The sequence below is a fragment of the Deltaproteobacteria bacterium genome (genome assembly GCA_030690165.1).
In the GTDB taxonomy this organism is placed as follows: Bacteria; Desulfobacterota; GWC2-55-46; order UBA9637; family UBA9637; genus JACRNJ01.
The window spans coordinates 33268-45572 of sequence record JAUYHF010000033.1 but is presented as its reverse complement, the minus strand read 5'-3'; the positions used below and the strand labels follow the sequence as shown (position 1 = coordinate 45572).

At 40.4% G+C, this 12305-nt stretch carries 12 protein-coding genes; 5 read left to right on the top strand and 7 right to left on the bottom strand.

Features of this window, described 5'->3' with window-relative positions:
- Positions 1-46 precede the first annotated feature (46 nt).
- From Q8P28_05895 to Q8P28_05865, 7 genes are all read right to left on the bottom strand, one after another.
- On the bottom strand, positions 47-682 hold the full coding sequence (locus Q8P28_05895; GenBank protein MDP2682324.1) for an L-threonylcarbamoyladenylate synthase: 636 nt from the start codon (positions 680-682) through the stop codon (positions 47-49).
- The gene (purE, locus tag Q8P28_05890) at positions 679-1200 is read right to left on the bottom strand and encodes a 5-(carboxyamino)imidazole ribonucleotide mutase (GenBank protein ID MDP2682323.1); all 522 of its coding nucleotides are present in this window, start codon (positions 1198-1200) and stop codon (positions 679-681) included. Before purE ends, Q8P28_05895 begins: the two co-directional genes overlap by 4 nt.
- A gap of 38 nt (positions 1201-1238) precedes the next feature.
- The gene (locus Q8P28_05885) at positions 1239-1460 is read right to left on the bottom strand and encodes a YgiT-type zinc finger protein (GenBank protein ID MDP2682322.1); all 222 of its coding nucleotides are present in this window, start codon (positions 1458-1460) and stop codon (positions 1239-1241) included.
- Complete coding sequence (locus Q8P28_05880; GenBank protein MDP2682321.1) at positions 1457-1741, bottom strand: DUF4258 domain-containing protein; 285 nt, start codon at positions 1739-1741, stop codon at positions 1457-1459. Before Q8P28_05880 ends, Q8P28_05885 begins: the two co-directional genes overlap by 4 nt.
- Positions 1742-1835: 94 nt before the next feature.
- A complete protein-coding gene (locus Q8P28_05875; GenBank protein MDP2682320.1) occupies positions 1836-5099 on the bottom strand; it encodes an SIR2 family protein in 3264 nt (1087 codons plus the stop codon).
- Positions 5100-5254: 155 nt separating this feature from the next.
- Positions 5255-6523, bottom strand: a complete 1269-nt coding sequence (purD, locus tag Q8P28_05870) for a phosphoribosylamine--glycine ligase (GenBank protein MDP2682319.1) — start codon at positions 6521-6523, stop codon at positions 5255-5257.
- 22 nt (positions 6524-6545) lie between these two features.
- Positions 6546-7187, bottom strand: a complete 642-nt coding sequence (locus tag Q8P28_05865; protein ID MDP2682318.1) for a response regulator — start codon at positions 7185-7187, stop codon at positions 6546-6548.
- A 304-nt stretch (positions 7188-7491) separates the two neighbouring features.
- Here Q8P28_05865 and mnmG point away from each other — a divergent pair, with 304 nt between their 5' ends.
- The 5 genes from mnmG to Q8P28_05840 all read left to right on the top strand — a co-directional run bounded on the left by mnmG (position 7492) and on the right by Q8P28_05840 (position 12305).
- Positions 7492-9363: a tRNA uridine-5-carboxymethylaminomethyl(34) synthesis enzyme MnmG gene (mnmG, locus tag Q8P28_05860; protein MDP2682317.1), complete on the top strand. Its 1872-nt coding sequence runs from the start codon at positions 7492-7494 to the stop codon at positions 9361-9363.
- A 3-nt stretch (positions 9364-9366) separates the two neighbouring features.
- Entirely contained in the window at positions 9367-10017 is a 651-nt protein-coding gene (gene rsmG / locus Q8P28_05855; protein MDP2682316.1) for a 16S rRNA (guanine(527)-N(7))-methyltransferase RsmG, read from the top strand.
- Positions 10018-10236: 219 nt separating this feature from the next.
- A complete protein-coding gene (locus tag Q8P28_05850) occupies positions 10237-10998 on the top strand; it encodes an AAA family ATPase (GenBank protein MDP2682315.1) in 762 nt (253 codons plus the stop codon).
- 10 nt (positions 10999-11008) lie between these two features.
- Entirely contained in the window at positions 11009-11851 is an 843-nt protein-coding gene (locus Q8P28_05845) for a ParB/RepB/Spo0J family partition protein (protein MDP2682314.1), read from the top strand.
- Positions 11852-11894: 43 nt separating this feature from the next.
- Positions 11895-12305, top strand: coding sequence for a polymer-forming cytoskeletal protein (locus Q8P28_05840; protein ID MDP2682313.1), 411 nt, complete (start codon positions 11895-11897; stop codon positions 12303-12305).

The window sequence follows — 12305 nt, the reverse complement described above, 5'->3', positions numbered from 1 at the left end:
CGCCATCTGATCAGGATATCCTTTCTGCTTTCCCAAGCGGTGCGCTTTATTGTTGAACCGACGCTAATACGGTCTTTACAGGGATTTCACCTTCTCTTATTACTTTCAATTTTTCTTCTGTCGCATCTACAATCGTTGAGCCGAGTTTACCGGATAACAGGCCGCCATCAATTATCAGGTCTATTTTATCTCCAAAATAGCCTGCAACCTCATCTGCTGTTACTGGACTTTTTTTGCCCGATGGATTAGCGCTGGTTGTTGTAATAGGAGAATCTATTATTTCAAGAAGTTTTTGAGTTATAGGGTTACTGGATATTCTAACGGCTATTTTGCCTGTGTTTCCAGTAATAACGGATGGAATTAATTTTTTTGCCTTGAATATAATTGTCAAAGGCCCCGGCCAGAATTTTTTTCTCAATATTTCTGCGGATGACGGGATTTCTTCAACAAGCTCCAGAAGCATCTTTTCATCTTTAATCAGGATTGATATCGGTTTGTCAGGGTCGCGGGCTTTTAATTTAAAAAGTTTATTTACCGCAGCCTCATTAAAAGGGTCAACCCCAAGGCCGTAAAAGGTTTCTGTGGGATATACAATTACTCCGCCTCTTTTAAAAATATCCGGAATCTGCTTCTGAGCTGAACCGTTGAGTAATACGTCGGCTCCTTTAAAAAAGATGGTCATAGCTTGTCCCCGAAATCTTTAATCGAGGAGTTGAGTTTTTTTGCCTTTTTCTCCACCGCGCTTGCCTGTTTTTCTTTGTATGCCTTAAGTTTTTCATGCAGCCCTTTATCAGCCGTAGCAAGTATCTGCGCCGCAAATATCCCTGCATTCTTTGCCCCTGCCTTGCCGATTGCCATTGCTGCAACAGGCACACCCCCAGGCATCTGGACAGTGGATAGAAGCGCATCCATACCTTTTAAAGAAGATGAATCTATGGGTACGCCAATAACAGGCAATATTGTCTCTGCTGCTATAAATCCTGCAAGGTGCGCTGCTCTTCCTGCGCCTGCAATAATAACCTTGATACCCCTGTCTGCCGCGCTTTTTGCATAATCCGAAGTTCTTTTTGGTGAACGATGGGCAGATGAAATTGTGATTTCATACGGTATATCAAAATCCTTTAACACCTTTACAGCCTCTTCCATGACAGGAAGGTCTGAATCGCTACCCATTAATATGCCAACTAAAGGTTTTGCCATAGCGCCTCCGGAGCATGGAGTTTTTTTCTACTCTATTTTTATAGGCTAACAACTTCTACATTTATTTGTTCTTTGACAACATGTTCTTTTTCAAGAAGATAGTCTATCTCTTCAAGGACTTTGGCATGAAAATAGCGCTCGCCGCATTCAGAACAGACCTCTGCCTCTACATTTTCAACTATATACAGTTTGTTATGGAGCCAGTGTTGCCTTTTAACCTTCTTCGTTGCTGTTTGTCCTCCACAGAATTCACAAATCATATTCCCTCCGTTAAAGCATATGCTGTTATTATAATAAGATTTCCGTCGTCTTTTTGTCTACAAATAACATGAAGTTTTCTGCCATCTCTGGCAGGCCCTTCAATTCTATATCTTACGCCCCTTATGTCCTCTGTTAGTTTCTTTTCAATCCTTCCTTTAAGAACGGCATTCTCTATATCAACTCTCTCTATTTTATCATCAAGCATTTCATCTTCTGCATGTGATGAAATGTAATAGTCCTTATCACTAATCCTCTGCCTAATCTTTTGTATCCTTGACATTCCATTCTCTCAGGGTGCGATTGTGAAGAACGGTTCTGAGTGCTTGAGAAGGGTGAGGCCTTTGTCCCATTTACCTTTCATTTACCCATTTTACTTATATTTTTCTTACATTTTCTGCTCTTAGTCCTCTATAGCTAAACTCTATATGGAATTTTACTGAATCTCCAGGAGAAGGTGTAAAATTACTGGCAATTGGACGAAATGCAATATTATATCTTAAGCTTCGTAGAGTCTCACATCGGATGTATCCCTCATATGATGATAATATCTTTACTATATTTCCCTCAAATTCTTTCTTATATTCTTTTTCATCAAGGATAGGATTCCGAGGACGAGAACGCAATTTATGTCCCATCCCAACGCCAGTTTCTAATTCTTTAAAGAAGTCTTTAGAATGGTCATAATATCCTAAGATGAAGGCAGTCCTTCCCAATTCATATAAAAGCCATGCATTTGGCATAGTGGCTGCTGTTTTCCATTTCGTCAGAGATTCGTAATACCCATTTAAATCACCGGGCAATAGTTCTTTTAATAATTTACACTGCAAACGGAGGCAATGTTCGTCTTGAGGGAAAACTTTGAGTCCCTTTTCAACTTTCCTCATTGCTAACTCAAAAATCTTTTTTCTTTCTTCGCCTTCTTTCTCCTGTGCCTTGCGCCACAGTAACTCAGCGTTTAGATAATAACCGCGTGCACTTTTAAATTTATCTCGCAAGGTTTCCAAGCTTTGGACAATTCTTGTTTCATCTCCAATTTGAGACCAGATTAATGTTTCTAACTCATAAATTTGTTGAAGTTCCTCTTCATTCAAGTTGTCCTTTGCAATTGATAAGATTTCTAAGGCATTAGCATAATGATTTATTTTTTCTACTTCATCTCCTGTTTGATTCCCTCTCGAATACCACATATACGCATGACTATGATAGGCATACGCATTTGGGAATTCTCCATGTTTTGCGTTTTGAAAGGATGCTTCAGCTTTTTCAAAATATTCTTCGGCTTCTTTCATTTTACTTTTTTTGATGCAATCTATGCCCATACGGGAATAAAGACTACCAAGAGAGGTTAGAATATTTTGGTCTGATTCACCACGATATGATTCAATATCATCTCGTGGTATTTCCAAAGCCCATTTCAATAACCTTTCTGCTTCCAAAGGTTGATGGTCATCCACTTCTAACACGCCCCAATGATGTACCAAACTCCGAACAGGATTCTTTTCACAAATTGTTCTAAAGATTTGTCTTTGTTGTTCATGGGAAAGAATCTGTGGCTTAGCATTTGGTCCAATATGCTCAACCAAAAGTTTCTCACAGATTTCCCTTTCCTTACGATTTGTTAAAATGGCTTCCTTGAAGATTTCTAAGAAGATATTTTTTTGCATTTCTGGGTCACCAAAGAATGATTCTACTGTTTTTTTGGCTATAATACGGTGGTGAGTGCGATAAAGAAGATTCCCAATTTCATCTTGTTCTTCAAATATTACTTTGGCAGCATCTTTCTCAATAACATCGCTATTAAAATCGGCATAAGTACATTTTAAAGATCGGACTAAAAGTTCGAGGTTCATTGGAAGATTGAATTGATGGAAACAGCATATATATTGAAAAGCTTTCTGTGTAAGATTAGTTAGATTTTGATATTGGTCTTGGATAATCAGATTCAACGGTTTTTTTGAAGGATGGACTAAAGTATATATCGTAGCAAAAAAGGAATCTTCTAACTCCCTGTCAATGATAGCATCCCAAAATGTTCCTTTTGTTTGGATGTAACCCAAATTATAAAGATGATCAATAATTTTAATCTTTTCATCATCAGTCAATTGTTCACTTAATTCATAAATATTTTCTTTCGGTATTTGGAATGGAAATGTCTTCCACATCAAATCCCATTCCCCCTTGCGCTCAGCAGCAATGATGAGAGCAGGTCTGCCTCTTGACGTAAGGTAATCCTTTAAACGATTTACATGTCGGATGAGTGAAGCTGCGTCATCAATTATAATAACAGGCTTTATCGGAGGTATGTGTTGGCCTTCAGGAATTTTCTGATTAAGTTCATGGTTCAGGTTTTCTATTAAACTTGCGACTAATTTATAATCAAAACTAATCCGAGATGAGCTAACAATAATGACAGGTGCCTCACCGCTTCTATATACATCATATGCCAATCTCCTTAACATCATTGTCTTGCCAACCCCAGACATCCCTGTTAGCAAAAGCACCTTATTATTTTCAATGTCATGTTTCTTGAGTTCATCAAATACCCTATCTTTAAGACATCTCGAGAATTCTTTTTCACCAGATATTCGCTTGAAATTAGGTGATATGTAAAGGTCTCGCTTGAAATCCCAGTCCTCTCTAAAAGCCCCCCAGCTTTTGTTAGTCCCCATAAAAAATCTATCTTTTTCACCTAGTTGCTGATAGATTTTTTCTTCGTTTAAAATCTCAAAATACTCTGCGTATTGTCTCTCATCGGCATCGCTAATTTCCAGAGTATGTCCTTTCAGTTTTAATCGCACATTCTTAGCAACATATTTTTCTGCAGGGATTTGGTGGTTCTTATCTAAAAACTTAAAAAAATTATCAAAACCATATTCCAAAGGAATTATCTTCCTACTTGAAAACATATGCTGCGTCTTTTCATCCATTGGTTGTAATTGATCAAAGAGGGCATAACTCCATGGTAGCCTGTCTTTACCATAGATTTCGATTAAATCGTCTATGATATCCAAAACTAAACGATCTCCAAAGCTATATCCCATGAAAATTGTAGTTCCAGATTTAACAAAGTCTGAAAGCAACTCGAGGTACTTTCGTCTTCTTATGAGAGCATGGTTATAGTCTGCTCTGGACAATACCATACGGCCACTCTCACCTTCTGTGGCTGTTATAGAGCCCATTATTTTAAATAAACAAACTTTGCTTCTATCGGAAGGGTTTACCTGAAACTTCTCTGAATAGATTGGCTGACAAGGTTTAAACCGTTCTTCGGTATTTATCCTATATGCTACCTCAACAAGGTCATCGAAGTTCGTGGTAAAAATAGCTGCCCAATCATATTTTGTCATTATTTCATGTGATATGGTAGGCTGAAGAGATTCAAGCTTACTTTTTATAAATTCCTCAAGCTCATTACGATTATAAGGCGGTGTATCAATAACATCCTGGCAAACCTCAATAAAACCATTTAGGGACTGGTCGATATTTAAAAACCTCTCTTTTATCATTTCGGTAAGTTTTTTCCCTGTAGGTCCTCCTGCGGAATGAGAAGCACCAGCGCCAAGAAACAGTGCTACTTTCCCTTGTTGAATTTGACGCAATATCTCCTGTAAAGATTTTTCAGTATTGTTACTTAACATTTCCAATTTCCTTGCCTTTTGTTTTTCTTAAGTCTGCAAGCAAAATGTTACCTATCTTGCTCATAAATGAATAGGTTCGTCTATACTCCCAATTGGCAGTGTAGACGAAACCGCAGCGACAACGCAGCAGATGGGCAATTTTTGAGCGTGAATAACTATTTTATCGCCTTTGCCCCAATATCCTTCCGATAATGCACACCTTCCCATTTTATCCTTGATACCGCCTCATAGACTTTATTCATAGCCCTTTTTATTCCAACGCCCATGGCAGTTACATCGAGAACCCTGCCCCCTGCTGTCACAAGTTTGTTACCATTTATTGCTGTGCCGGCATGAAAAACAACAACATTTTTTAGTCTCGATACATCTTCAACTCCTCTTATTTCTTTACCCTTTTCATAATTTCCCGGATAACCTTTTGATGCCATAACAACGGATATAGCAACCTTGTTATCGCAATTAAGCTTAATCCTATTAAGCCTCTTCTCAACCGATGCTGAAAGAACATCTATCAGATCATTTTTAAGCCTCATCATTATAGGCTGCGCTTCAGGGTCGCCAAATCTACAGTTATATTCCAAAACTCTGGGGCCGTCTTTTGTAATCATAAGTCCTGCATAAAGCACGCCTTTATAAGGTCTTTCCTCTTTTTCCATTGCCTTAACAGTCGGAATCATTATGCTGTTCATTATCTCATCTTTTAATTTGGCAGTTACGAGCGGTGTTGGGGAATAGGCGCCCATGCCGCCTGTGTTCGGCCCCTTATCCCCATCAAACACAGCCTTGTGATCCTGGCAAGGTGGCAGGGGGATAACTGTCTTACCGTCAGTTATTGCCAGAAATGACACCTCTTGGCCTTTTAAAAATTCTTCCACGATTACCCTGTCTCCGGCTCTGCCAAATTCCCTTTTTTCCATTATAAGCCTTATTGCGTCAAGCGCATCCTCATTTGTTTTACAGATTATAACCCCTTTACCTGCCGCAAGGCCGTCTGCCTTGACAACCAGCGGGAGGCTGTGTTCCTTTACATAGTCTTTTGCATTTTTTGGATTTTTAAATACCCTATAAACTGCTGTTGGTATTTCATATTTCTGCATCAGGTCTTTTGCAAAGACCTTACTCCCTTCTATCTCTGCTGCCTTTTTTGAAGGGCCAAAGATATTAAGCCCCTTTTCTTCAAAGCTGTCAACTATACCTAACGTTAACGGCAGTTCCGGGCCTACAACTGTAAGGTCTATCTTTTCCTTAACAGCAAATTCTCTAAGGCCGTTTATATCATCAATCTTTATGGAAACACATTCTGCCAACTGAGCAATTCCTGGATTTCCGGGCGCGCAAAAGATTTTTTTTACTTTTCGGCTTTTGGCTATCTTCCATGCCAGAGCATGTTCGCGGCCGCCGCTTCCCACAACTAATATATTCATTATATTTTTCCCACCCTGCTTCCTAATCCTTTTTTAAAGTTTCTTTTATTTTTACCAGAAGATCATCAGTCCAAAAGGGGCTCCCCTTCTGAATAAAAGCCATAACATGAAGGTCATACCATTTTGGCTCAAAGATTATGTCATCAATAATATCTTTGCCGGTAGTTACTATGGCCGGGATATTCTTTCCAGAATCTACAAGCCTTTGTAAAAATTCTTCTCCATCCATAATGGATTCAGGATCTTTTGGGTTTTTAAGATGCAGGTCAACCACTACAAGCGCCACACGGTTTTGTTCTATACTCCTCAATGCCTCTGGTCCGTTTTTTGCTGTTAAAGGCATAAATCTATTTTTTTTAAGCACATTTTCTGCCATCTTCCTGACAAGACCGTCGTCGTCAACAACAAGAATGACTCCATCTATAGCTTCAACGGTTTCAGAGGTTTCTTCCGGCGCAGGCTCTGTTATTATTGTTTCAACCGGCTGTTTGGACTTGACCCGGAAACTATCGCCCTCTTTTTCCAATATGATGTGTGCTCCACATTTTATACATCCTACCTTTTCCCCATTCTTCCACTTTGAAAAGAGATCCGCAGGAACCCATAAGCGAAACTTTATCTTACATCCCGGACATTCTATCTCTATGGGTTTCTTCTCTGCCATGGTATCTCATATAACCTGTATGGTCTGTGTCTGTCAAGGGATTTTAGCCCGCTAAAAACCAGGAAAAGACAAACTGCATAAAAATATTTTTCTATAGTTATTGCCCAGTCTTGTATTTAAACCAAAGCTTTGTTATAGTAAACGCCTATATGGGCAGATCCTTCTGTAGTTTTTGTTCTATTAAAGGCAGTCTCATAAGTCTGCAAGCCTACAAATTAAAATTTTTAAACTGAGTATTGTTCCACGTGGAACATTGATTCAGGTTTACCCCCAAGAGACCGAAGGTCTTACGGGGTTTAAAATTATGGCAAAAGAAAATCAATATGATGTAATAGTTATTGGCGCCGGACATGCCGGTTGCGAGGCAGCCCTGGCCTGTGCAAGAATGGGGCTAAAAACCCTTATTCTCACCATAAATCTCGATACCATTGGCCTTATGTCGTGCAACCCTGCCATAGGCGGGATTGCAAAGGGACATCTTGTAAGAGAGATAGATGCCCTTGGCGGCGAGATGGGAAAGAATATTGACGCCACAGGCATCCAGTTCAGAACACTTAATATGAGCAAAGGACCTGCTGTAAGGGCAACAAGGGCTCAGGCAGATAGGCAGCTATACCGCCTAAGGATGAAGTCTGTTCTTGAATCGCAGAAAAATCTTTATATAAGACAGGTATTGGTTGAGAAGATTTTAGTAAAGGATAGCAAGGTTTGCGGGGTGGAGACAAATATAGGAGAGATTTTTAATGCAAAGGCTGTTGTTATAACAACAGGGACTTTTTTAAGGGGTCTTATCCATATTGGGCTGAATAATTTCCCTGGCGGGAGGGCCGGAGATATGCCGTCTGTAAATCTTTCCCTCTCCCTCAAAGAACTCGGTTTTAACATGGGGAGGTTAAAAACAGGCACATGTCCGAGACTTGATGCAAAAACAATAGATTTTTCAAAATTGGATGTCCATGATGGCGATAATCCTCCACCGCCATTTTCTTTTTCAACAAAAAAGATTACAAATAAACAGGTTCCCTGCCACATTACCTATACAAACCATAAAACGCATACAGTCATAAAAGAAAACCTTGACCGCTCTCCACTCTACAGCGGCGTAATTCAGGGAACCGGGCCGAGATATTGCCCGTCTATTGAGGATAAGGTTGTACGATTTTCTGATAAGGAACGTCACCAGATATTTCTTGAGCCTGAGGGATATGAGACAACAGAAATATACCCGAATGGCCTGTCCACAAGCCTGCCAATTGATATTCAGCTCAGGTTTTTAAGGACCATAATAGGGCTGGAGAATGTAGAGATTCTAAGGCCTGGCTATGCCATAGAATATGATTATGTAGAGCCAACCCAGCTAAAACCAACCCTTGAAACAAAGATGATAGAAGGCCTTTATCTTGCCGGTCAAATAAACGGGACGTCCGGCTATGAAGAGGCAGCAGCCCAAGGGCTTGTTGCTGGTGTCAGCGCAGGTTTAAAAATAAAAGGCAGCCCGCCGCTTGTGCTTGACCGTTCCGAGGCCTATATCGGGGTAATGATAGACGACCTTGTGACAAAGGGGACAAAAGAACCTTACCGGATGTTTACCTCAAGGGCAGAATACCGCCTGCTTTTAAGGGAAGATAATGCGGATTTGAGATTGAGAGAAAAGGGTTATAAGATCGGACTGATAAATGATACTGCTTACGGGATATTTAAGGCCAAGGAAGCGGCAATTGAGGATGAGTTGAAAAAACTTGAGGGAAACAGGGTTTTGCCGACCCACGATATAAACAATATGCTTAGAATACTCAAATTGGATGATATTAAAAAAGCCGCGACCCTGAAAGAGCTCGTCAAAAGACATGGCGTTTATGTAAAAACAGTGTATGAACTTATGCAGTGGAAGAACCTGCCGCCGTTGGATGTTATGGAACAGGTTGAGATAATGATTAAATACGAAGGATATATAAACCAGCAGCAGGGGCAGGTTGAACGATTTAAAAAGATGGAGGAGATTAAGATACCGTCAAACATATCTTTTGATGATGTAAGCGGCCTTTCAAAAGAGGTCATGGAGAAACTCGTTTCAATAAAGCCCGAATCCATTGGTCAGGCAGCAAGGGTGTCCGGCATCACGCCTGCTGCGGTGTCCATGCTTTTGATACATTTGAAAAAGACAGGGCATATTTAGGCCATGACAAACGAAGAGCAAAAAAATATTTTAAAGGCAGGCGGTAAAGAACTTGGGCTTACCATCGGAGATAAAGCATTATCCTCCTTCCCCTCATATCTTAAGGAGCTAAAAGAGTGGAATAAAAAGATTAATCTCACTGCCATTACAGATGATAAAGATATAATAATAAGACATTTCCTGGATTCATTGACATTGGCTTCCTTCCTGTCCGGCAAAGAAACCCTTCTTGATATTGGCTCTGGCGCTGGATTCCCTGGTATTCCTTTAAATATTGTCATTCCTGATTTAAAGATAACGTTAATGGATTCTGTCAATAAAAAGGTTATTTTTATGAGGCATATAATAAGGACAATCGGGCTTAAGAATATAGAGGCTGTTCAGGCAAGGGCTGAAGATAAGGAAACCATAACAAAGTTTGCCGCCTATTTTGATGTTGTTACATCCAGGGCATTTGCCGGGCTTGGTAGTTTTTTAAATATAGCTGCGCCTTACGCAAAAAAGGGAGGCGCCCTCCTATCAGTAAAAGGCCCCAAGTGGATGGAAGAATTAAAAGGGCTCAAGCAGCTTGATGTGGAATATGTTGGGGCAAAAGAAATAAAATTGCCGTTTATAGATATTGCAACAACCATTTTGAGTTTTAAAAAGATTTAAACCAACGATAACCCGAAAAACTGTTCCATGTGGAACAATAAAGACAGCCGCCAATTTTTTCCTTGAAAAATGAAAACTGTATGGTAAACTTTCCTACGAAATCAGGGGCGAGGAAGATTCGGAGTTTACCCTGTTAGAAGTTTACCTATCAGGAAACTATTCTTCCATCAGGGCTTACCCCTGACGGAGGAGACTTCTAACGGGGTTTACTTAAAATAAATGGCAAGAATAATAGGAATAGCAAATCAAAAGGGTGGTGTTGGCAAAACCACGACGGCTGTAAATCTTTCTGCATCCATCGCTGTTGCAGAAAAAAGGGTTCTTCTGATTGATTTTGACCCTCAGGGCAATACTACCAGTGGAGTTGGACTCTCAAAAAACGGCTCAAAGGACAGTATATACCAGGCAATAATTCAGCACAAAGGACTAAAAGAGGTTATTAAAGACACCGAGATTCCATTTCTAAAAACTGTCCCTTCCACAATAGACCTTATAGGCGCTGAGGTGGAATTAATAGACGACCCAAGAAGAGAGATAAAATTAAAAGATGCCTTAAAGGATATCGTTAATGACTATGATTATATTTTTATTGACTGTCCTCCATCTTTGAGTCTTTTAACAGTAAATGCCCTGACAGCAGCAGATTCAGTTATCATACCTATGCAGTGCGAATATTATGCATTAGAAGGCCTGTCACAGCTTATGAAAACCATAGGTCTTATAAAGAAAAATCTTAATCCTCATTTAGAAATAGAGGGCATACTACTTACCATGTTTGACCCAAGAAATAATCTTGCCCATCAGGTAGCCGAAGAGGTAAAAACGCATTTTGCCAGTAAGATATTCAAGACAATAATACCAAGAAATGTAAGGCTAAGCGAAAGTCCGAGTTTTGGAAAACCTGTAATACTTTACGATATAACATCCAAAGGCGCATTGAGTTATATGGAGCTGGCAAAGGAAATTCTTTTGAAAAATTAAGGGGTTAGCTATGTTGGTAAAGAGAAAGGCGCTCGGCAAGGGGCTGGGCGCATTGATTCAGAATATTGAAAAAACAGGGGACAATTACCTTGTCTGCCCTATAGATGAAATAACCCCCAGCAAGGTTCAGCCGCGAAAGGATTTTAATGAAGAGCAGCTTAAAGAGCTTGCCGATTCCATCAGGGAAAAGGGGATTATAGAGCCTCTTATTGTCAGAAGGTCGGAAAACGGGTATGAACTGATAGCAGGCGAACGGAGATGGCGCGCAGCGGGGCTTGCAGGGCTTAAAGAGGTTCCTGTTGTTGTAAGGGATGCTACAGAGGAAGAGAGTCTTGAGCTTGCAATTATAGAAAATATCCAGAGGCAGGACTTAAATCCTATTGAAGAGGCATTGGCCTATAAAAGCCTGATGGAGAGGTTCTCTCTTTCTCAGGACGATACGGCAAAAAAGGTGGGCAAGGAAAGGGCAACGGTTGCAAATTATTTAAGACTCCTGAAACTTGCGCCTGAGGTAAAGAATGAGTTGCAAAAAGGCGCAATATCTATGGGACATGCCAAGGTCCTCCTTGGCCTTGACAGCCATGCCGGTCAAAGAGAGCTTTGTAGAAAAATAATACAAAAGGGGCTGTCTGTAAGGGAGACTGAAGAGGCTGTAAAAAGGGGGATCAACAAAGATAAAACCCATCACAAGAAGGCTGGTCATCAGCAATCGGTTGAGGATGAACTAAGGGGTATTTTCGGCACAAAGGTTTTGGTGAAGGAAAACAAGGGGAAAGGCCGTTTGGAGATAGAGTTTTATTCTTATGAAGAATTGGAACGGATATTGGAGATGATGAGAAATATCAAGGCATAACATCAAGGCTTTATGTTTGAGAAATAAAAAAAAGGAGGAAATCATGTTTGGCGAAAAGGACAAAAAAAGAGGGGACATGCAGATGAACGGATTCATCGGCAAGGATGTGGCTATTACCGGAAAGCTTGAGTTTGAGGGCTCTGTCAGAATTGACGGGAAATTTAACGGCGAAGTTGACGCAATAAACGGAACCCTTATTGTAGGCGAGGGCGCGCTTATAGAAGCAAAGGCAGCAGTGGACACAGCTATTATAAGCGGCGAGTTTAGGGGAAACATAGAGGGAAAAAGCAGGATAGAACTGAGAGTGCCTGGCAAGCTGTTCGGGAATATCAGGACAACCAACCTCATTATTGGCGAAGGCGTGATATTTGAAGGTACATGCGAGATGGGTGAGAAGAAAGGCGGGCATACACTTGGCGCAGGGGCGGAAGGTCAAAAAATGGAGGCGCTGTAG